The following is a 19,456-nucleotide window of genomic DNA, read 5'->3' on the forward strand; positions in this document are numbered from 1 at the left end:
TAGGGATGGGTATAATATGTCCAGTATTCTGACTAATAATAGCGCAATGGTTGCGCTTGACACGCTGCGCAACATCAACAAAGACCTCGCATCGGTTCAAAACCAGATTTCGACGGGTAAATCCGTCTCAAGTGCCAAAGACAACGCCGCTATTTGGGCGATCTCGACCGTCATGTCGACCGACGTCGAAAGCTTCAAGCAAATCTCCGACTCTCTGAACCTCGGTTCTTCGACGGTTGGTGTTGCTCGCGTTGCTTCCGAGAAAGTCACCGAGCTTCTGCAGGACATGAAAGAGCTGATCGTTACGGCTCAGGGCGCAAACGTTGACCGCACCAAGATCCAGACCGAAATCGGTGAGATCCGCGAAAACATCGCTTCGGTTGTGGGCGCTGCTCAGTTCAACGGTCTGAACCTGGTTGACGGTTCTTCCTCTGCCGACATGCAGATCCTGTCGTCGCTCGACCGTAGCTCGTCCGGCACTGTCACGGCTGCGTTCATCGACGTTGCGCGGCATGACCTTTCGATCAGCAACACTGCAACGGGCGCGACCTTTGGCGGAACGGCTGTTACCGATACTTCGATCATCAACAACGGTGGCACGAACGCCGGTACGGCTGCGACCGTGGCTGACGCCGCAACGCAGAATATCACGATCGCTGCAGTCGCAGATGGTAACTCCTACCGCATCGTTCTCGACGATTCGGCGACAACCAACAGCCTTGGTCAGCGCACTTTCGAATACGTTGCTGGCACGGATGACAGTGTGAACTCTGTTGCTGCCAACCTGGCCAACCAGATCAGCACGTTCTTCGCTGCGACCGGCGAGACCAACTATTCGGTTTCGCGTTCCGATGACGTGATCTCCATCACCAACAGCTCGGGCGCAAACCTTTCGGTGACTGCTGCTTCGGCAACGGGCGGTACGGCTGGTACGAGCGCCGGTGGCCTCGGAAACGTCTCTTCTATCGACGTGACCACGGATGCTGGTGCAACGGCTGCCCTGACCTCGATCGAATCGCTGCTCCAGACGTCCATCGACGCCGCAGCCGGTTTCGGTTCTTCTCAGACCCGTATCGAAAACCAGACTGACTTCGTCAGCTCCCTGATCGACTCCATGACTTCCGGCATCGGTGGCCTCGTGGACGCAGATATGGAAGCTGCTTCGGCCAAGCTTCAGGCGCTTCAGGTTCAGCAACAGCTGGGCGTGCAGTCGCTGTCCATCGCTAACCAGGCACCGCAGACACTTCTGTCGCTGTTCCGCTAATAAGATGGATAGCCCGGGGACCAATGGCGGTTCCCGGGCTGTCTCTTCTACAAACCCGGGGAGGGTGCTTTGCAATCACTGGCTTTCAAGGCTTATGGGGAGGTCAAGCAACGCACCGCTGGGGAGAAAGAAATTGAATTCGCGTTGTTCCGTCAGATCACGGACGCGCTCAAACAGGTTTCTGAGACGGAAGATGTTCAGCCGTCCGAATGGGCAGACGCCATTCACCGGAACCAGCAATTGTGGACCACGATTGCAATCGATCTGCTTCACCCTGGCAATGCGCTGCCGGACGAGATGAAGCGGAGCCTTCTCTATCTCGCAGAATTTGTTCGCCAGACCAGCATGAAAATCATGGCCGGTGAAGGTGAGATCGCTGACCTGATCGAAGTCAACCAGACCATCATGAACGGTCTTGGGGGTGCAATCGCCGGAGATGCAGCCGGGGAGGGTGCCTAATGTCGGGACTTGTCTTCAAAGTCGCGCCTGGTGAGCGGTTCATCATCAATGGTGCAACCCTTGAAAATGGCGACAAACCTGCCCGTATTCGAGTCGTCGAAGGGGATGCCCGTGTCCTACGTTGCCGGGATGCCATGCATCCGACGGAAGTCGATACGCCGGTCAAGCAGGTCTATTATGCTATTCAGCTCCTGGTGACAGGGGATCTCAAGGAAGACACGACGGTTCCGGCGATTGATGCCGAATGCGCCCGCCTTGAAGATGTGTTCGATCACATCGATCCTGAACTCATTCCCGTGCTCCGGTCCATGATCAGCCGGGGAAACTATTACTCAGCTATGTGCCATCTGCGTCAGATCATGCCGATTGAAGCAGAACTTCTGGCTCTGTCTGGTCGGAGTGCCGAGCCTTTGCTTCAGGCAAAGGTCGCCTGACCCAATGTTCCAGCCTGCCATTCCGCTCTCCGGTATAGGTGGATGGAAATTCCTGCAGGCGACATATTCGCGCCAGCTGGAATCCTTCAGTGATTCTCCGCAGATCCGGAATGACCGGGACTACATGCTGGACAAGCTGTCCCAGACAATGACCGTCGACGATTTCATGGCGGACAGGCGCTTGCTGCGCGTGACCATGACGGCGTTCGGTCTGGGCGGTGAGGAGTGGAAGGGCGGATTTATCCGAAAGGCGCTGGAAGAGGTCGGAGACCCAGAAAGCACATTCCTGGCCCGCCTGAACAACACCAAATACACCAAGTTCGCTGAGGCACTGTCCCCGATTGACGGCAAGATCATAATGTCTTCGGGAGAGCGGGCGAAGATAGCAGTCAATTTCGAGGCGCAGTCGTTCCGTACCGCGGTCGGCGATGTCGACGACTCGATGCGCCTGGCGCTTAACTACCAGTCCGAGATTGCAGGAATGGTCGGAACTGACTCTAGCGATAAGGCCATTCTTTACCGGATCCTCGGAGATGTGCCGGTTCGTACCGTGATGCAGACCGCCTTCAATCTCCCGGATGGGATCAGCAGTCTCGATCTCGACCGGCAGGCAGAGGTGTTCAAGGAACAGATTAAATCCGTGCTCGGAATCAGCGATATGTCTGAGCTGAGTTCACCAGAAATGACCGAGAAGATGATCCATCGGTATCTGGCTATGGAGTCAATCGAAAACGGATCGGCTTCCTATTCGTCCGCATCGGCGGCGCTGACCCTGCTCGGCAATGGTGTGGGCAGCCAGGCGAGTCAGAACCTGTTCCTCAGCCTTCTGTCGTAGGCGTGTTTTCTGCCGGGGGCATTTTGTCATCCGGGCCGAGGATGATCAGCAATTTTTCAAATGCCGAAGCAATTCCGTCCGGGCTTTTTGTACCCATGAATGCGTCCAGCAACGGGAAAAGTGCGATGGCGTTGTCGCTGTCCATGTCTTTGCCGAACTCATAGAGGTTCGCTCGCAGCATGGGTTCAAGTTCTTCGTAGAGCGCCAGTGTCCGCCGGCACCGGCGGATGAGGGCGTTCTCGTCATCGGTGGCAGCGTGGGGCAGGGCCCGAGACACGGATCGCAACACGTCAATGGCCGGGTAGCGCTGCCGCTCAGCAATCTGGCGGGACAGGATGAAGTGACCGTCCAGGATCCCGCGGATCATGTCGGCGACGGGTTCTTCCATGTCAGATCCGGCGACGAGGACGGAGTAAATAGCTGTGATGTCACCTTTGTTGCCAAGGCCGGGGCCAGCCCGTTCAGCGAGTTCCGAAATAACCCTGACCGTCGAGGGTGGGAAAGCATTCAGGGCCGGAGTTTCACCCGCCATGAGGGCCGTTTCGCGGTGCGCCTCGGCAAAGCGTGTGATCGAGTCGAACAGGAAGAGGACGTTGTGCCCTTCATCCCGGAAATGTTCGGCGGCCGTAATGGCGCAGTAAGCCGCGCGCTTCTTGGCGCCTGGCGGTTCGCTCGCAGTTGCGGCGACAACGACCGTCTTGGACATAATGGATTGCGGCAGGGTGTTGCGGACAAACTCGTTTACTTCGCGTGAGCGTTCACCGATCAGGGCGATGACGACCCGGTCAGCTTCCAGTCCGGCGGCGAGTGAGCCAAGAAAAGTGGACTTGCCGACGCCGGAGCCTGCGAACAGGCCAAGCCGCTGGCCCTGGCAGATCGGCAGCAACGTGTCGGTCACCATCCAGCCGGTCGCAACACGGCTGCCGATGCCACGGCGGGCATGAGCGGGCAGGGGTGCGGTGTTCAGCCGGCGATTCGTGGCCCGCATGGGTACGGCCGGTGATGTGGCGCCGGTGATGTCCCCGCGATAGTTGATAATCTGCCCCAGCCAGTGATCGCCAGGTTCGATGCGTGGTTCTTGTTGGATCTGGACAGCATCTCCGATCCGGATCGCGTCGCAGGGGGAATAAAGGAGCGCGGTGACGCAATCGCCGGAAATGGACAGGATTTCCCCGAGAATGCTTGTGTCCTGTTTTTCGATGATGATTTCATTGCCGACACCGGCCAGTTCGCTGATCCCCGCGATCTTGACCATGCCGGGGGCGACCTCAGTGATGGTGCCCCAGAGGCTGTAAAGTGTGAACGAGGGCGAGGCGGCACCCATCGGCATGGTGTAAATCCTAACAAAACGGGTCGATCGGTTAACCCTTTCTTCAACTTATCGCCTGAAGTCTTGTTAACGAGTTAACCAAGACGAGTCTGTCATGATTTCCCAGCTTCCGCTTTTCGAAATCTACGGCGCGATGGCCCGTTACGCCGCGGAGAGCCAGAAGGTCAGCGCGACCAATATCGCGCATGCCGATGAGCCTGGTTACAAGGCCAAGCAACTCGAGTCTTTCGAGTCCTACCTCGCACGTGCTGCCAACAGCGCATCACACACAGGGCTGAACACCTCTTTCAAGGTGGTCGAGTCGGATGGACCTGTCTCGCCGAGTGGCAACTCGGTCAGCATCGAAATGGAAATGTTCAAATCTGCCGAGGCGGCCGGGCAGCACGAGCAGGCCATGACGGTTTATTCCAAATCGCTAGACCTGCTTCGCACCGCGCTCGGCAAGTATTGAGGGAGGTCTGATTGAACCCGCTCAAGCAAATCATGATGCAGGCGGTCTCCGGCATGTCGCTGGAGCAGCAGCGTGTCACGCTCGCATCTGAGAATATCTCGAACGTCGACACACCGGGATACCGCCGCAAGCTGCTGCTGCAGGAAGCACTGCCCGGCAAGGGCGCTGATTTTGCGGCAACCAAGGTCATGCTGGATGAGACACCGGGTCAGAGGGAGTATGACCCGTCCCATCCCATGTCCGATGAAGACGGTTACGTCACCATGTCCAACGTTTCCCTGATCACGGAAATGGCGGACCTGCGCGATGCCAACCGCACTTACGAGGCCAACCTGAATTCGTTTCAGCAGGCCCGCACAATGTATCAGTCGTTACTGGATGTTCTACGCCGCTGACGCGGTAAGAGGGGAGATGGGTCATGTCGATAGTGGGGTTCAACGCCTATACGGCGCTTAATACCACGCGGCCTGCAGATGCCGCCGGTTCTGCTGGGGCCGCCGCGAAGACGGGTGATGACAAGAATGTTGTTGCCGAAGGAATTTCAGACTTCAGGGCGGCCCTTCAGCAAGCGGAAGGTTCGGCCATGGACACGGCCGTGTCCGGCGCTGATCCACATGCCATGGTCGCTGCGCTCGCGAATGCCGAGATGATGCTCGATGCCGCGGTGACGATCCGCGACAAGGTCGTCGAAGCTTATCAGGAACTGCTGCGGATGCCGGTCTGAGGCCGGAGGGTACGGCATGTCTGAGGCAGAAATCTTCGAGGTTCTGAGAGCGCATATCTGGGGCGCGGCCATGATGGCTATGCCGATCCTGATTACAACGCTCATCCTGGGCTTCGTCATTGGCCTCCTGCAGGCACTCACCTCTATCCAGGAGATGACGCTGACCTTCATCCCGAAGATCTTCGCCGTTGTCGTCGTGTTCTTCCTGTCGCTTGGCTACATGACCCGTATCGCTCTCGACCTTTTCAATAATTACGTCCTGCCGCTCATTTCAGAATAGGCCTCGCCGTGGAAACTCAGAAACTTTTCGGGCTTTCTAACCCAACCGCGCTTCTGGCGATCGGTTTGATGATGGTCATCCTGGTCATGATCCTGCCGGTTCCGGCCTGGGTCATGGACATTGGTTTGACCTGTTCGTTTGCCTTTGCGATTCTGATCTTCACTACGTCGATCTTCATCGAGAAGCCGCTGGATTTCTCGTCCTTTCCGAGCGTGCTGCTCGCGTCTCTGATCCTGCGCCTCGCCTTGAACGTATCGTCGACCAAGCTGATCATCGGCGATGGTCATACGGGTACGGACGCTGCGGGCGGCGTGATCCAGGGTTTCGCCATGTTCATCATGGGCGGCAACCTTTTCGTCGGACTCGTCGTGTTTGGCGTTCTGGTGATCGTGAACTTCATGGTGATCACAAAGGGTGCGGGACGCATGGCGGAAGTTGGGGCCCGCTTTGCTCTCGACGCCATGCCGGGCAAGCAGCTCGCCATCGACTCCGACCTCGCGGTCGGCGCAATTTCTCACGAAGAAGCCAAGAAGCGCCGCCAGAAGGAACAGGAAGAAGCCGCCTTCCTCGGCTCCCTCGACGGTGCGTCGAAATTCGTGAAGGGTGATGCGATCGCGGGCCTGCTGATCACCGCGCTGAACCTGCTGGCAGGAATCGGTATCGGCCTGACGGTGCATCACCTCAGCTTCTCCGAAGCGCTGAGCAATTATTCGATCCTGACAGTTGGTGACGGTCTCGTCTCCCAGATCCCGGCCGTGATCGTGTCCGTCGCTGCCGCGCTCCTGCTGTCGAAGGGCAGGGAAGACGGAGCAATCGACCTCGCACTGGTGGCCCAACTGGGTGCCAACGCAACTGCGCTGTTCATCGTCGCAGGCATTCTCGGCGTGTTTGCCCTTTTCCCGGGCCTGCCATTCCTCCCGTTCATGGTGGCCGCAGTCGGTTTTGCGACGGCTGCCTGGTTCATCCACCAGCAGCATCAGAAAGCTGAAGCCGACAAGGAGCTGGCGCTTGAGGAAGAAGTTCCGGAACCGGTCAAGTTTGGCGACTCCATCCATTCGGACGAGATCCACCTCGAAGTCGCGCCAGACCTCGTGAACCTTGTCCTGCTTGGAGATAACGGGTTCGAAAGCCGTATCCAGAAGATCCGAAGGTACATCGCGGAGGAGTACGGGTTCGTCCTTCCGCCGATCCGGATGACGGACAATCCGATCCTGAAGAAGAATGAATACCGTATCCGCATTCAGGGTGTGCGGATCGATTCCGGCTTCCTGCGGCCGGGCTCAGTCCTTGCGCTGCTCGAAGACGACCAGCTGCCGCATCTCGATGGCGAGAAGGTCAAGGAGCCGGTCTACAAGGCTGCTGCGCGCTGGCTCGCCTCGGGCAAGAAGCAGGAACTGGCTGCTTCTGGCATCCCGGCAGTCGAGCCGATCGAAGTTCTGGCGACCCACATGCTGGAAGTCATCCAGTCAAACTTCTCGCTCATCTTCACGCGCATGGTGATGCTCGACACGCTGGATGCCCTGACCAAAGTGTCCGATTCAGACCGGGCTGCCTCGAATCGGCGATTCCTCGACGAGTATATTCCGGGTAAAGTCACGCCGGAACTGCTCCTGTCGGTCATCCGTCTTCTGCTGGAAGAGCGCGTATCAATCCGCAACCTGTTTCTCATCATCGAAACACTGGCAGAGGCCAAGCAAGCTGGGGCCAATATTCAGCGGTCTGTGGAAATGGTGCGGCAGCGGCTTGCCTTCCAGATTGTTGATCGCCTTCAGGATGAGCAGGGGCGCCTGCCGCTGGTCCAGCTTTCCACGAACTGGGAACAGAAGTTTGCCCAGTACGAAATCACCAATGAAAACGGCAACAGCGATATTGCGCTGCCGCCGGAACTGTTTGGTGAGCTGACGAACCTGGTCCAGACGAAACTGAACGAAGCGGCGCGCAAAGGCGTGATCGCCTCTGTTGCAACCACATCACGCCGGCGCCGTTTCCTGCAGACCGTGCTCGTCAGCAAGGGCATTCGCAATGCCGTGCTGGCTTATGAGGAAATCAACGCCAAGACCAAGCCGTATATTATCGGCGTTGTCTGATGCTGGGGGACGTACCCGTCCCCGACGCGCTGTCCGCCTGGATCGCGCTGGTCATGGTGATTGTTGCCCGGCTGAGCTTCATTATCTTCTTCATGCCCGGCATTGGTGAGCAGACCGTACCGCTCCAGATGCGGGTGATGATCCTGCTGGCCCTCTCGGCAATGTTCTCCATCTCCGGATTTATCACGCCGCCGCCCACAGACTCTTTCGCGTCCTATGCGGGTGTGCTGGCGACAGAAGTGGCCATTGGCTTCTCGCTCGGCGTTGTGTTGCGCGCGACGATCTGGATGCTCAGCATTGCCGGTACCGTGATCTCTCAATCCATCGGCCTGTCGCAATTGCTGGGGATCGCGCTGGAGCATGAACAGCAGACCATGACGGCCAACCTGCTGTCGATGGCCGGGGCGGCGCTGTTGCTTTCCGCAGACTTCCACATCAAGGCGATTGCCAGCCTGCTGCGTCTCTATACGGATGTGCCGATCGGCGCGCTGGAGGCGATGAACCAGGACATGCTGATTCAGGCGCTGCTCTCAGCCTTCGGGCTCGCCATCATGCTGGCCTGGCCCTTTGTCGCAGTGAACCTGTTGTACAATATTTGCCTCGGCTTCATCAACAAGGCGCTGCCCTCGCTGATGGTGGCCTTTGTCGGTGCCCCGCTGATGATCGGTGCGGGCATTATCCTTCTGGCATTGTCGATCATGGGCATGCTGGTGGTGTGGGAAGGCCGTATTCCTGATATCGTGGTCTGGCAGTGAGGTAGACCATGGCGGAGCAGGATACAGACAGCGGCGAAAAGGAGTTCGAGGCTACCGAGCAGCGCCGCCAGCAGGCGCGCGAGGAAGGTAATGTTCCGCAGTCCAAGGAAGCCAACACGTTGGCGCTGATCGTCGCCACAATGGTGGCGGCTGTCGTGCTCCAGACGGCGATTGGCAGCTCGGTGTTCCAGGACTTTTCGTCCATGTTGTATCATGCTGATGCCTTCTCTGAGGACATCTTCGATTCCGGCGGGGCGGAGACACGCAGCTGGCTCTCGACCACGTTGATCAAGTTCGCCCCGGTCCTGCTGATCCTCGGCGCGATTGTCATGCTGGCGCTCGTTGCCCAGCGTTCCATCTCCTTTTCGGCCAAGAAGGTGCAGGCTGATCCTAAAAAGCTGTCGCCGATCGAGAACCTCAAGAAGAAGTATGGCGCAAAGGGCCTCCTCGACTTCTTGAAAGATACGGTGAAGCTGACATTTGCAGCCACGATTGCCGTGGTCTTCCTCGTCCAACTCGCGCAGGACTATTACGCCTCCAGCTCTATCCAGCAGGGCCAGTTCGCTGAGTTCACTTTCGCACAGGTGCTGAAGCTGATTTTCTGGTTCCTCCTGTTCCAGGCCGTGCTGGCGGCGATCGATTTGCCGCTCCAGCGCCGTCTCCACGCCAATCAGTTGAAGATGACGCGTGAGGAGATGAAGAAGGAACTGAAGCAGTCTGAAGGCGACCCGCAGCTGAAGCAGCAGCGCCGGCAGAAGGCGCAGAAAATCACCCGCGGCCAGATGCTGACCAATGTGAAGGACGCAACCGTCGTCATGGTGAACCCGGAGCACTATGCCGTTGCCCTGAAATGGGACCCGGACTCCAGCAAGGCACCGGTGTGTGTCGCGAAGGGTGTAGACCATCTGGCCGCCCGTATTCGCGAAGTCGCGACTGCGAATAATGTACCCATCTATCGCGATCCGCCGGCGGCGCGGTCGATGTACAGCCTGGTCGAGGTGGATGAGGAGATCCGTCCCGAACACTTCGCCGCCGTGGCCGCCGCGATCAATTTCGTCGAGCGCGTGAAAAAGCACATGGAGTAGGGCATGGCGCAGAAAGGCCCACCCCTTCAGAAGCTCGTCGCGCTCAAACGCCAGCGGGCCGAACAGGATTTGCTGAGCGTTCAGCAGGAGCTGACCGCTCTCAAGACAGACCTTCAGCGCCTCGAAGCCGACCTTGCAGCGCTCAATGGAGAAGCTGGGGGGATCGAGTCGCACATCCTGTCCTATGAGCATGGCTATGCCCAGCGGCAGACTTTCGCGATTCAGGCCTGCCGGGCAAAGATCGCCGAGAAGGAAGCCGAGTTTGTCGCGGCCCGGGAGGCGCTGAAACGAGCATTCGATTCCGAACAGCGCCTTCGCCGGGAGTCCGGCAGGCCCTGACCGGGATGCTTGATCTTTGAAGGCAGCCTCGCCACAAGTCCGCGCATGCTAGACTATCGTTTCTCCGTGGCCCCCATGATGGACTGGACCGACCGGCATTGCCGGGCGTTTCACCGGTGCCTGTCGAAACGGGCGCTGCTATGGACAGAAATGGTGACGGCGGATGCGGTGATCCATGGCGACCGCCAGCGACTGATCGGCTTCAATGAAGCAGAGCACCCCGTGGTACTGCAGCTCGGCGGTAGCGAGCCGTGGAAGCTGGCCGAGGCGGCGCGCATCGCTGAGGGCTTCGGCTATGACGAGGTGAACCTCAATTGCGGCTGCCCGTCCGAGCGCGTGCAATCCGGCGCATTCGGCGCCTGCCTGATGGCGGAGCCGGATCTCGTCGCGGATTGTCTGGCCGCGATGAAGGCGGCGGTCTCGATTCCCGTGACTGTGAAGTGCCGGATCGCCATCGACGACCTGCCGGCGCGCGAGACGCTGTTCACTTTTGTCGACAAGGTCTCTGCGGCCGGGTGCGAGATCTTCACCGTGCACGCCCGCAGGGCCTGGCTCAAAGGCCTGTCGCCGAAAGAGAACCGGGACATCCCGCCGCTCGATTATGACCTTGTCGCGGAACTGAAATCTGCTCGGCCGGATCTGATGATCATCCTGAATGGCGGCATTCCGGACATTGAGGCGTGTACAGAACACCTGAAACGGTTTGACGGCGTCATGCTCGGCCGCGCAGCTTACCAGACGCCAGCTCTTCTGGGTGAAGTCGACGCGGTGCTGTTCGGGGAAGGGGAGGTCTGTTCGCCTTTCGAGGCATTGGAGGCTTATCGCCCCTATATGGCGGCACGGCTGGAAGAGGGCGTCGGCTTGCATGGCATGACCCGGCATATGTTGGGTCTGTTCAATGGACGGCCGGGCGCGCGCCTCTGGCGGCGTACCCTGTCGGAGCGTGCACCGCGGCCCGGCGCGGGGTTGGAAGTCCTTGATGCAGCGCTGGAAGCCGTGCGGGATCGCGCTCCTGTCTGATCGTCCTGATCGACCATTTCACTGGGCGCGAATTGTGTTCTGGAGATCGCTGCGACGGGACGGCTGAACCTGACGGCGCGCGGTTATTCCCGTGTCCTGAAAGTTACCCGCTCCATTGCAGACCTTGATGGATCAGATGGTGTACGCCGCGTACACATAGTCGAAGCGCTCTCTTACCGCCAGCGCTCGGCGGGGGAGGGTGAGGGCATCGATGCGCAGGCCATGGCGCGTTAGGAAATCGGACATGAAACACGTGCGCGATTTAAACAAATCCTAAAGCGTCTGCTGCAGGATACCGGCATGACCAAGCCACCCCTGCTGCCGGGCGAACCGCGCCCCCAAGAAACCTTCCTCGCCGCGGCGAGCCACGAGATCCGCACGCCGCTGAACGGAATTCTCGGCACTGTATCGCTATTGCTGGAGACGGAACTGGAACCGGCCCAGCGGGAATATGCTGAAGCGATCCGGCTCAGCGGCTCGCGTCTGCTGGACCTGTTGAACAACGTGCTGGACTATGCGCGTCTTGATGCATCGGCCATTGAGCTGGAGACCGAAGCGTTCTGCCCGGTGCGCCTCGGCCGTGAAGTGGTGGAATTGCTGAGCCCGCGCGCGCATGCCGCCGGGCTGGATATCGCAGCGCGCGCATCGGACCTGCCGATGCCGTCCTATTCCGGCGATGCGGGCCGCATCCGGCAGATCCTGTTCAACCTTGTCGGCAACGCGTTGAAATTCACTGAAACCGGCGCTGTCCTGCTCGATATTCTCGCGCATGAGGACGGGCTGGAATACCGCATTATCGACACTGGCCCCGGCATCGCGCCGGAGGATCGCGAGCGTCTGTTCGAAGCCTTCCGCCAGTCCAGCCGCCAGGATGCTTACAAGGATGGGGGGGTCGGCCTCGGCCTCGCCATCGTCAAACGCCTGACCGACCTGCTGGGTGGTCAGATCGAAGTGACGGGCGAGCCGGGCCTCGGCACCTGCTTCTCCGTGAGCTTGCCCCTGAAGAAGGCCGATCTGCCGGCGACGCACGACCTGCCGGTTCTGGATGCCGTCGTGGGTCTGGCCGGTCTGCCGCCGGCGACCTGCCTGTCGACCACGGCGGCGCTGATGAATGCCTCGGCCCGTCCTGTACGCATCGACGTATCGTCCGGCTATGTCCCGCCAGAGGTCGATGTCCTGCTGATCGGGGCAGAGCAGTCGGAAGAAACGGTCCGGGCTCTGGCCCGCAAGGCGCCGGCCCTGATCGTATTGCGTCCGGAAGACCGCGGCGCCATTGCCCGCTTCAAGGCGATGGGGTGTGTCGGCTGGCTGGTGCGGCCGCTCCGGGCGTCGTCACTGGTCGAGCGGGTGTTCGTCGTGAAGGCCGGTGGCCTGCCGGTGGAGGAACCCGAAAAGCTGACGGGGGCCGGTCGCGTCCTGATCGCCGACGACAATCCCGTCAATGCGATGATTGCACGGCGCGCCTTGGAATCGGCCGGATTTACCGTCACAGTCGCCTCAACAGGTATTGAAGCGCTGGAGGCCGCGAAGAGCATGAATCCCGCCCTGGTCCTGATGGATCTCCGCATGCCCGAAATGGACGGGTTCGAAGCCATGCGCCAGCTGCGCGCCGAAGGGTCGAATGTTCCGGTGATTGCCGTTTCCGCCGAAGTGAATGGCGATATTGAGCGTCAGGCCAAAACAGCCGGGGCCAATGACGTGGTTGCCAAGCCGATTGAACCGCAAGCCTTGCGGGCGCTCGCCATCCGCTGGACGGGCGCTGAAAACAAGGCCGGCGCCGCATGACGGAAACGACCGCGAGCGCAGAGCAGGCAGAGCACAAGCCGCCGCGCGCGCTGAGGGCGTTGAAGGCCCTGAAAGACCGGCGCATGGCCGCGATGCTGATGCTCGCCTTCGCCGCCGGCCTGCCTTATGGCGCAGTGCTTGGCACGCTGAACGCCTGGCTGACGCAGGAAGGCATCAAGCCGTCCACGATCGGTACCTTGTCGATCATCACGCTTGGCTATTCCTTCAAATATCTCTGGGCACCTGCGTTCCAGGATGCGTCCTTTCCCATCCGCTGGCTGGGGCCGCGGCGCATGTGGCTTCTGGCGTTTCAGATTCCGATTGCCATCCTGCTTGCCGTTCTGGCGTTCAGCGATCCTGCGAACGCCATCGGTCTCGTCGCTTTGGTTGCGCTGAGTGCGGCGCTTCTGTCGGCGACACACGACATCGTGCTGGATGCCTGGCGGATCGAGGTGGCGCGTTCGGATGAAGACAAGGACCTGATGTCCGCGATCTACCAGCTGGGTTATCGGGCTTCCGGCTTCGTGACCGGCTTCGTTGCGTTGCTGCTGGTCGGATATATCGGTTGGCCGCTGGTCTACGGCATGATCGCCCTGATGATGCTGTTCGCGGTGGCGGGCACGTTCGTGGCGCCCGAACCCGAGCAATCCGACGATCCGGCAAATGCCCGGCCGAGCTATCAGTCGAACCTGCCCGAGTCGGAGCGGAACCTTGTGACGTGGGGCATTGCGGCCGGGTGGCTGGCCGCCTTGTGCATGATCGTCTGGTTTGTCTTCGGTGCCCTGACACAGGATCCGCCGCCAAGCGCACGGGCGTTCGTGACCCAGCAGGGGCCCATTATCGTCTCGTTCACGGTCCTTTTCCCGTCACTGATCGCGGCGACGCTGCTTTTCCGGCATGGGCGCGAGCCAGGCACCGTGCTGATCGATGGACCGGGGACAAGCCGGTTGACCCGTACGGTCCGCGTGCTGTTCCGCGCGATCTTCGATCCGCTGATGGACCTGATCGGCCGGCTCGGCTGGGGCGCGCTGTTCGTGTTGCTTCTGGCGCTGACCTATCGATTCACAGACGCGGTCTGGGGCGCCTTTGCCTATCCATTCTATCTCGATGACCGCTTCGGCGCGCTGCATCACTCCACGGCGGATGTTGCGATTGCCTCGAAATTCTTCGGCATCCTGATGATCATGGCAGGCGCCGCACTGGGCGGTGTCGTTATGGGCATTATCGGCCGCATGCCGGTTCTGGTGGCCGGGGCCGTGCTGGCGGCAGTGACCAATCTCCTGTTTGCAGACCTTGCTGCGGGCGGGGCGGCCATCGATGCATTCCTCGATTTCACCCATATGGGAGAGCCTCTGCGGGCCTTCGCTGCGGTGGCGGCAGACATATCGCCGGATGCGCATGGTGCAGATGCGGGCCCACGGCTGGCGCGCCTGATGATGGCGATTGCGGGGGAAAATCTCGCTGGCGGGTTCGCCAGTGTTGCCATCGTTGCGTATCTTACCTCTGTCGTGAATCCGCGCTTTGCAGCCGTCCAGTATGCCTTGCTCGGGTCTTTGACGATGCTGATCGGAACACTCGGCCGGCCGTGGCTTGGCGAGATCATCGAACAACAGGGCTATTATACGGTCTTCATCATCACCTTCTGGCTGGGCGGGGTTGCGGTCCTGCTCAGCATTCTGGAATGGTGGCGGCAGGCGCGGGAGGCCCGCGCTGCAAAGCAGCAGGGAGCGAGCTGATGGAAACCAAACGGCCTGAAGGCCTTGGCGGCCACTGGTGGCTTTATGTGGCGATGGGGGTGCTGTCGCTGCTGGGCGGCGTGTTCGCGCTCATGAATCCCTATGTCGCCTCTGTGTTCGTGCTTCAGCTGGTGGCCTTCCTGTTCATCCTGCTTGGCGTGATGCAGGTGGCGTTCACACTGCGCTCGCCGTTTGGTTTCTCCTGGTTTGATCTCGGCATGGGCGTCTTGCAGATCCTGCTGGGCGTCATGCTGGCGACAAATGTCTTCGGCGGTCTTGTTTCACTGACGCTGATCCTCGCTTTCCTGTTCATGCTGGAAGGCGTGATCCTTGTTCTGGCAGGGACAAATTTGCGTCCGTTCCGGCCCTGGCTCTGGCTGGTGGTTGGCGGGACGATCTCGATCCTGCTGGCGGTGTTCGTGCTGATGAATTTGCCGGAAGCGGCAGCCGCCTTGCTGGGGCTCCTGCTGGGCATAGACCTGATGTCGAACGGGCTCTGGCTGGTCGCGGCGGGCTTGATGCTCCGCGAGTTCAGGGACTGAGTGGGAAGGGGGCTGGCCCCCCGGACCGGCGCACACTAGGCTCGGCATTCCTCTTCAAAAGCCGGAGCCGTCTCATGAAAATTCTGTTCGCTGCCGCCGCGGTCGCCGTCTTGCCTCTGGCCGCGTGCACGACGCAGGCTGGTGCGCCGATTGCCGCCGGAGCCTCCCAGGTCGAGACGGAAATTGCCGCCATTACCGCCATGCTCGAAGCTCAGGATGCCGCCTGGAACCGGGGCGACATTGACGGGTTCATGGAAGGCTACTGGAAATCGCCCGATCTGCGCTTTGCCTCTGGCGGCAATGTCACGCGCGGCTGGGACGAGACCAATGCCCGCTATCACAACACTTATGGCGGCCCGGCGACGATGGGCACGCTGCTGACCGATGATTATGAAATCGTGCTGTTGGGTGCGGACGCGGCTGTCGCCCATGGCCGCTGGAAGCTGGAAGGCCGCGAAGGCACGCCGTGGGGGCTCTACACGCTGGTCCTGCGCAAGATGGGCAGTGAATGGAAGATCGTTTCGGACACGACCACGTCGGCTGAGTGAGGCCACCGGCCTGCCATGAAATGACCCCAGGCTGACGGCTTGGCAGGCCTGCGCTTTGGCGGCACAAAGCGGGCAGTCGGCCCCGCGCGGCCGCAGGATCAGGGGACCAGCATGAAGCGAGCGACACTCGATCAGGACACATCGAACTTTGCCCTGGAGCGCTCGATCGAGCGGCCCTGGTTCCGCAGCTTCATCACCGGCCTCATCATCTTCAATGCAGCGATCCTGGGTGTCCTGACCTATCGGCATTCGCTGCCCCGGGATCTGGTTCTGGCGCTCGAGATCATGGACCACGGGATCACCTACATTTTCGCGGTGGAGATCCTGCTGAAACTGGTGGTCTACCGCTTCCAGTTTTTCCGGGTTGGCTGGAACTGGTTCGACTTCATCGTTGTGGGTATTTCGCTGATTCCGGGTGGCGGCGCGTTCAGCGTGTTGCGTGCATTGCGGGTGCTGCGGGTGTTGCGCCTGCTGCACGTCGTGCCGGTGATGCGCCGGATCACCGAGGCGTTACTGAAGGCCCTGCCGGGCATGGGCGCCATCGTTGCTGTGCTGGCGCTGGTGACTTACGTCGCCGCGGTGATGGCCACCAACATGTTCGGCAATACCGAAACCGAGGAAGTGCGCCAGCTGTTCGGCGACCTGCCGAGCTCCGCCTTGTCGTTATTCCAGGTGATGACCATGGATGGCTGGCGGTTCGAAGTGATGCAGAAGGTGATCGATGACGGCCACCCGATGGCGTGGGTGTTCTTCCTGATTTTCATCTTCGTGGCGAGCTTTGCCATTCTCAACCTGTTCATCGCCCTGGTCGTGGATTCGCTGGCGGCGGAGCAGAAAACCCTTCTGGAAGAAGGGCTTGAGGAGCTGGAGGAGGAGTTCGAGGAGGAGCGGGAAGAGGCTGACGATGCGCGCCATGAAATCCTGGCTGTCCTGAAGCAGTTGCAGCAGGAAGTGGCGGACCTGAAGGCCGCCGTCGCGGCGCAGCCCGGCCCGCGGGAGTAAAAATGCATTAAGCCTGCTTCACGTAACTGTCAGCAACGCGGCCTCCCAAGATCACAAAATCCTGCTATAAAGCGTCAACAATGAGCCTGTGGACGCGACTTCTTGAAGGCGGCAGACGCCTTTTTGACCCCGACATCACGCATGAGGACGAATCCCGGGAGCCGGGAGAGGTTCCGTGCGCGCCGGACCCGAATGATGTGGGCTTTACCGCCGCGGTTGTGGGCCTGGGCGCAAAGCTCGCCAAGGCGGACGGCACCGTGTCCGACAAGGAGATCATGGTCTTCTCTCGCGTCTTCCGTGCGCCGCCAGAAGAGGCTGACAATGTGCGCCGTGTGTTCAATCTCGCCCGCCAGACGGTGCGTGGCTATGAAGGCTATGCCCGTCGCATCGGGCGGCGCTACCACGACCGGCCCTGCCTGCTGGAAGGGGTGATGGACGGCCTGTTCCAGATTGCGGGCGCTGATGGCGTCATTACACAGGACGAGCTGACCTACCTGCAGAATGTGTCAGAGGCATTCGGCTTCAGCGAGGCGACGTTCCGCCGGATCAAGGCCGCGCATATGGGGCCGGACCGGAACGACCCGTATCACGTGCTGGGCGTGGCGCATGATGCGGAATTCGATGTTATCCGCGCAGCCTATCGCCGTCTGATGGCAGATCACCACCCGGACCGGGTGATCCAGATGGGCGCACCGCGCGAGTTCGAGGATGCCGCCCACGCCAAGGCCGCCGCCATTACAGCCGCCTATGCGCAGATCCGCACCGAGCGCGGCCTGCTGATCCGGCACGATTCCTGAGCGGTAACACACGTTTCTGTGAAGCGCCGCGCGGCTTTCGTTGACGGGCGGCCATGATGCCGCCATGTTGAGAAGGCAAAAGGATTTTGCCATGACTCAGACAGCGCCCCATCCCGCCGGATTCGATTTTGCCGCCACTTTGCGGGCAGGCCTTGCCCTGTTTCTTCAGGTGATGATCGGGATGATGCTGGTGCTGACCGCCGGGATCGTGGCCGTGATGACCGCGATCGCGGGCGTGCTTCTGGGCACGACCGCTCTGGTCATGCGATTCGCCGGCAGCCGCCGCACGCGCCGCCGGACGGAAGACACCGGCGAGGAAACGCTGACGCTGGAAGCCCGGCGCACGCCGCGCGGCTGGACGGTGGAATAAGTCCGCTTCCGGACCATGAACAACACCGTCTAAAGACCATGTATACACCATGAATACGGCCCGTTTCAGACGGGCCGTTTGCTTGCGCGCGCGTGTCTCTTGACGCGAAAGCGCTACAAGTGTAGTGAATCGGCGTCAAACATAGTGAGGCGCCATGTCCCAACCCAATTCTTCCGAGCTCGCGGTGCTGAAGCACCTCTGGTCCGCCGGACCGCAGAGTGCGCGTGAAGTGCATGACGCCATCGGCCCGGGGCAGGGCTGGAAACCCTCCACCACGCGTACTGTCATCGCGCGCATGGAAGAGAAGAGCTGGGTCACCCGCGCCGACGTGCACGGCATGGCTGTCTTCTCCGCCGCGCTGGACCGGACCGCGACGCTGGGCGGGCTTGTCCGCCATCTCGCGCGCCAGGTGCTGGATATGGACGGGCCGATCCCGGCGGCCCTGTTTGCCGAGAGCCCGCACCTTTCCGATGCCGAACTGGACGAACTGGACGCCATCATCAATGCGGCGGAGGACGAGAAGAAAGGGCGCAAGTCATGAGCCCGCTCGGCCTCGTCCTGATCGCCCTTGGCTGGAGCGCCGCCGTCTGGGCCGGCGCGAGCCTGATCTGCCGCATGAAGCCTGCACCGAAACTGGCGCAGGCCATCTGGCGCGGCGCCGCGCTGGTCATGATCGCGCCCTTTGCCGCTTCGCTCGTGCTGCCGGGCCTGCCTGTCCGGGTCGAGGCACAGCTGGCCGAGCTGCCGCTGATGGAGCCGTTGGCCGTGGCACCCATGGACGGGGCAGCGGCCGCCGCCCCGTCGCAGGCCTTTCAATTGCCGGACACCGGCACGCTGATCCTTGGCGTGATCGCAGCTGGCTGGGCCGTGCGCTTCCTGCTCTGGAGTATCAGCCAGGTCCGCTTGCAGCGGCTGAAGGCGCGCGCCATGCGGACGAACCGTCCTATCGGTCACTGGGCGGAGGCGGTCGGCCTCTCCCGCACGCCGCTGGTTCATGTCATCCCGCGCGGGGCGCCGTTCCTTGCGGGCATTCTGAAACGCTCCGTCTACGTCCCGGCGGCCCTGATCAATGGGGCAGGGGCGAGCCAGGTGATCGTGCACGAACTCGTCCACCTGAAACGGGGCGATCTTGCCACACGGCCGCTCGAGCGTGTGATTGCGGATATATTCTGGTTCTCGCCATTTGCCTGGTGGATCCGCGGCCAGCTCGATTTCTGGCGGGAGGCCGTGGTCGATGACGAAACAGTTGAGCTGACCGGCGACCGGATCGCCTATGCCCGGACCCTTACTTCTGCTGCGCGCGTGTCGCGCGATGAGGCGGTGCTGCCTGTGGCGGCATTCATCCTCCGGAAGAAAGGAACCCTGAAGATGCGTCTCAACGAATTGCTGACCGAGAAAACCCGCCCGCGCCGGCTTGGCCTTGTCCTGGCCGCGGCGCTTGTCTGTGCCGCCCCGCTTGCCATCGCCCAGGGCATGCTGATCAAGGGCGCTGCCGCCGCGCCGGGTGCGGATATCAGCTACAGCCACGCCGTGCTGGACAAGGCCCGCCTGACCAGCGCGTTCGGCCTGCGCAAACATCCGATCACGGGCGAAAAGAAAACCCATAATGGAGT

The 19,456-nt window shown here is 60.9% G+C and carries 24 protein-coding genes; 23 read left to right on the forward strand and 1 reads right to left on the reverse strand.

Annotated elements, in window-relative coordinates; translation table 11 throughout:
- Positions 1-16 precede the first annotated feature (16 nt).
- The 4 genes from HY17_RS03310 (at position 17) to HY17_RS03325 (ending at position 2,992) form a co-directional block, all read left to right on the forward strand.
- On the forward strand, positions 17-1,264 hold the full coding sequence (locus tag HY17_RS03310) for a flagellin (protein WP_034762617.1): 1,248 nt from the start codon (positions 17-19) through the stop codon (positions 1,262-1,264).
- A 69-nt stretch (positions 1,265-1,333) separates the two neighbouring features.
- Entirely contained in the window at positions 1,334-1,723 is a 390-nt protein-coding gene (flaF, locus tag HY17_RS03315) for a flagellar biosynthesis regulator FlaF (protein ID WP_034762134.1), read from the forward strand.
- Complete coding sequence (locus tag HY17_RS03320; protein ID WP_034762136.1) at positions 1,723-2,157, forward strand: flagellar biosynthesis repressor FlbT; 435 nt, start codon at positions 1,723-1,725, stop codon at positions 2,155-2,157. The genes flaF and HY17_RS03320 overlap by 1 nt, the downstream gene beginning before the upstream one ends.
- A 4-nt stretch (positions 2,158-2,161) precedes the next feature.
- Complete coding sequence (locus HY17_RS03325) at positions 2,162-2,992, forward strand: DUF1217 domain-containing protein (protein ID WP_034762137.1); 831 nt, start codon at positions 2,162-2,164, stop codon at positions 2,990-2,992.
- On the opposite strand, the gene HY17_RS03330 is transcribed toward HY17_RS03325, so the two are convergent.
- Complete coding sequence (locus HY17_RS03330) at positions 2,976-4,322, reverse strand: FliI/YscN family ATPase (protein WP_051599589.1); 1,347 nt, start codon at positions 4,320-4,322, stop codon at positions 2,976-2,978. The two genes, HY17_RS03325 and HY17_RS03330, sit on opposite strands and share 17 nt — an antisense overlap.
- 94 nt (positions 4,323-4,416) lie before the next feature.
- Between HY17_RS03330 and HY17_RS03335 the strand changes: the two genes are divergently transcribed.
- The 19 genes from HY17_RS03335 to HY17_RS03420 form a co-directional block, all read left to right on the forward strand.
- Positions 4,417-4,773 carry a flagellar biosynthesis protein FlgB gene (locus HY17_RS03335; protein ID WP_034762139.1) on the forward strand — a complete coding sequence of 119 codons (357 nt, stop codon included), beginning with the start codon at positions 4,417-4,419 and terminating at the stop codon, positions 4,771-4,773.
- Positions 4,774-4,784: 11 nt separating this feature from the next.
- On the forward strand, positions 4,785-5,168 hold the full coding sequence (locus HY17_RS03340; RefSeq protein ID WP_112073506.1) for a flagellar basal body rod C-terminal domain-containing protein: 384 nt from the start codon (positions 4,785-4,787) through the stop codon (positions 5,166-5,168).
- A 23-nt stretch (positions 5,169-5,191) separates the two neighbouring features.
- Complete coding sequence (locus HY17_RS03345) at positions 5,192-5,497, forward strand: flagellar hook-basal body complex protein FliE (protein WP_034762141.1); 306 nt, start codon at positions 5,192-5,194, stop codon at positions 5,495-5,497.
- A gap of 16 nt (positions 5,498-5,513) precedes the next feature.
- A complete protein-coding gene (locus HY17_RS03350) occupies positions 5,514-5,777 on the forward strand; it encodes a flagellar biosynthetic protein FliQ (protein WP_034762145.1) in 264 nt (87 codons plus the stop codon).
- 68 nt (positions 5,778-5,845) lie between these two features.
- Positions 5,846-7,864 carry a flagellar biosynthesis protein FlhA gene (locus HY17_RS03355; protein WP_051599620.1) on the forward strand — a complete coding sequence of 673 codons (2,019 nt, stop codon included), beginning with the start codon at positions 5,846-5,848 and terminating at the stop codon, positions 7,862-7,864.
- Positions 7,864-8,619, forward strand: coding sequence for a flagellar biosynthetic protein FliR (locus tag HY17_RS03360; protein ID WP_081812939.1), 756 nt, complete (start codon positions 7,864-7,866; stop codon positions 8,617-8,619). Before HY17_RS03355 ends, HY17_RS03360 begins: the two co-directional genes overlap by 1 nt.
- 8 nt (positions 8,620-8,627) lie before the next feature.
- Positions 8,628-9,704, forward strand: a complete 1,077-nt coding sequence (locus tag HY17_RS03365; RefSeq protein ID WP_034762149.1) for a flagellar biosynthesis protein FlhB — start codon at positions 8,628-8,630, stop codon at positions 9,702-9,704.
- Between the two features lie 3 nt (positions 9,705-9,707).
- Positions 9,708-10,043 (forward strand): hypothetical protein, encoded by a 336-nt coding sequence (locus HY17_RS03370; RefSeq protein WP_034762152.1) that lies wholly within the window; start codon positions 9,708-9,710, stop codon positions 10,041-10,043.
- A 45-nt stretch (positions 10,044-10,088) separates the two neighbouring features.
- On the forward strand, positions 10,089-11,063 hold the full coding sequence (dusA, locus tag HY17_RS03375) for a tRNA dihydrouridine(20/20a) synthase DusA (protein WP_034762629.1): 975 nt from the start codon (positions 10,089-10,091) through the stop codon (positions 11,061-11,063).
- Between the two features lie 45 nt (positions 11,064-11,108).
- Positions 11,109-11,297, forward strand: coding sequence for a hypothetical protein (locus HY17_RS20470; protein WP_255342736.1), 189 nt, complete (start codon positions 11,109-11,111; stop codon positions 11,295-11,297).
- Between the two features lie 66 nt (positions 11,298-11,363).
- A complete protein-coding gene (locus HY17_RS03380) occupies positions 11,364-12,848 on the forward strand; it encodes a response regulator (RefSeq protein ID WP_051599590.1) in 1,485 nt (494 codons plus the stop codon).
- The gene (locus HY17_RS03385; RefSeq protein WP_034762154.1) at positions 12,845-14,584 is read left to right on the forward strand and encodes an MFS transporter; all 1,740 of its coding nucleotides are present in this window, start codon (positions 12,845-12,847) and stop codon (positions 14,582-14,584) included. Before HY17_RS03380 ends, HY17_RS03385 begins: the two co-directional genes overlap by 4 nt.
- Positions 14,584-15,126: an HdeD family acid-resistance protein gene (locus HY17_RS03390; RefSeq protein WP_051599593.1), complete on the forward strand. Its 543-nt coding sequence runs from the start codon at positions 14,584-14,586 to the stop codon at positions 15,124-15,126. Before HY17_RS03385 ends, HY17_RS03390 begins: the two co-directional genes overlap by 1 nt.
- Before the next feature lie 74 nt (positions 15,127-15,200).
- On the forward strand, positions 15,201-15,674 hold the full coding sequence (locus HY17_RS03395) for a DUF4440 domain-containing protein (RefSeq protein ID WP_034762157.1): 474 nt from the start codon (positions 15,201-15,203) through the stop codon (positions 15,672-15,674).
- Between the two features lie 111 nt (positions 15,675-15,785).
- Complete coding sequence (locus HY17_RS03400; RefSeq protein ID WP_051599622.1) at positions 15,786-16,676, forward strand: ion transporter; 891 nt, start codon at positions 15,786-15,788, stop codon at positions 16,674-16,676.
- Between the two features lie 80 nt (positions 16,677-16,756).
- Positions 16,757-17,473 carry a molecular chaperone DjiA gene (locus HY17_RS03405; protein ID WP_034762159.1) on the forward strand — a complete coding sequence of 239 codons (717 nt, stop codon included), beginning with the start codon at positions 16,757-16,759 and terminating at the stop codon, positions 17,471-17,473.
- A gap of 91 nt (positions 17,474-17,564) precedes the next feature.
- Complete coding sequence (locus HY17_RS03410) at positions 17,565-17,843, forward strand: hypothetical protein (RefSeq protein ID WP_034762162.1); 279 nt, start codon at positions 17,565-17,567, stop codon at positions 17,841-17,843.
- Between the two features lie 154 nt (positions 17,844-17,997).
- Positions 17,998-18,384: a BlaI/MecI/CopY family transcriptional regulator gene (locus HY17_RS03415; RefSeq protein ID WP_034762165.1), complete on the forward strand. Its 387-nt coding sequence runs from the start codon at positions 17,998-18,000 to the stop codon at positions 18,382-18,384.
- Positions 18,381-19,456: M56 family metallopeptidase (locus tag HY17_RS03420; protein WP_034762168.1), on the forward strand; the 1,076-nt coding region annotated here is incomplete at its 3' end. The genes HY17_RS03415 and HY17_RS03420, both read left to right, overlap by 4 nt.

This window comes from Hyphomonas sp. CY54-11-8, from assembly GCF_000682735.1.
Taxonomy (GTDB): domain Bacteria; phylum Pseudomonadota; class Alphaproteobacteria; order Caulobacterales; family Hyphomonadaceae; genus Hyphomonas.

Excerpts from the sequence above, each read along its gene's own strand:
- HY17_RS03310 (WP_034762617.1), top strand. The coding sequence starts at position 17 with ATGTCCAGTATTCTGACTAATAATAGCGCAATGGTTGCGCTTGACACG.
- HY17_RS03320 (WP_034762136.1), top strand. The coding sequence starts at position 1,723 with ATGTCGGGACTTGTCTTCAAAGTCGCGCCTGGTGAGCGGTTCATCATC.
- HY17_RS03325 (WP_034762137.1), top strand. The coding sequence starts at position 2,162 with ATGTTCCAGCCTGCCATTCCGCTCTCCGGTATAGGTGGATGGAAATTC.
- HY17_RS03330 (WP_051599589.1), bottom strand. The coding sequence starts at position 4,322 with ATGCCGATGGGTGCCGCCTCGCCCTCGTTCACACTTTACAGCCTCTGG.
- HY17_RS03335 (WP_034762139.1), top strand. The coding sequence starts at position 4,417 with ATGATTTCCCAGCTTCCGCTTTTCGAAATCTACGGCGCGATGGCCCGT.
- HY17_RS03345 (WP_034762141.1), top strand. The coding sequence starts at position 5,192 with ATGTCGATAGTGGGGTTCAACGCCTATACGGCGCTTAATACCACGCGG.
- HY17_RS03350 (WP_034762145.1), top strand. The coding sequence starts at position 5,514 with ATGTCTGAGGCAGAAATCTTCGAGGTTCTGAGAGCGCATATCTGGGGC.
- HY17_RS03355 (WP_051599620.1), top strand. The coding sequence starts at position 5,846 with ATGATGGTCATCCTGGTCATGATCCTGCCGGTTCCGGCCTGGGTCATG.
- HY17_RS03360 (WP_081812939.1), top strand. The coding sequence starts at position 7,864 with ATGCTGGGGGACGTACCCGTCCCCGACGCGCTGTCCGCCTGGATCGCG.
- HY17_RS03365 (WP_034762149.1), top strand. The coding sequence starts at position 8,628 with ATGGCGGAGCAGGATACAGACAGCGGCGAAAAGGAGTTCGAGGCTACC.
- HY17_RS03370 (WP_034762152.1), top strand. The coding sequence starts at position 9,708 with ATGGCGCAGAAAGGCCCACCCCTTCAGAAGCTCGTCGCGCTCAAACGC.
- dusA (WP_034762629.1), top strand. The coding sequence starts at position 10,089 with ATGCTAGACTATCGTTTCTCCGTGGCCCCCATGATGGACTGGACCGAC.
- HY17_RS03380 (WP_051599590.1), top strand. The coding sequence starts at position 11,364 with ATGACCAAGCCACCCCTGCTGCCGGGCGAACCGCGCCCCCAAGAAACC.
- HY17_RS03385 (WP_034762154.1), top strand. The coding sequence starts at position 12,845 with ATGACGGAAACGACCGCGAGCGCAGAGCAGGCAGAGCACAAGCCGCCG.
- HY17_RS03390 (WP_051599593.1), top strand. The coding sequence starts at position 14,584 with ATGGAAACCAAACGGCCTGAAGGCCTTGGCGGCCACTGGTGGCTTTAT.
- HY17_RS03395 (WP_034762157.1), top strand. The coding sequence starts at position 15,201 with ATGAAAATTCTGTTCGCTGCCGCCGCGGTCGCCGTCTTGCCTCTGGCC.
- HY17_RS03400 (WP_051599622.1), top strand. The coding sequence starts at position 15,786 with ATGAAGCGAGCGACACTCGATCAGGACACATCGAACTTTGCCCTGGAG.
- HY17_RS03405 (WP_034762159.1), top strand. The coding sequence starts at position 16,757 with ATGAGCCTGTGGACGCGACTTCTTGAAGGCGGCAGACGCCTTTTTGAC.
- HY17_RS03410 (WP_034762162.1), top strand. The coding sequence starts at position 17,565 with ATGACTCAGACAGCGCCCCATCCCGCCGGATTCGATTTTGCCGCCACT.
- HY17_RS03415 (WP_034762165.1), top strand. The coding sequence starts at position 17,998 with ATGTCCCAACCCAATTCTTCCGAGCTCGCGGTGCTGAAGCACCTCTGG.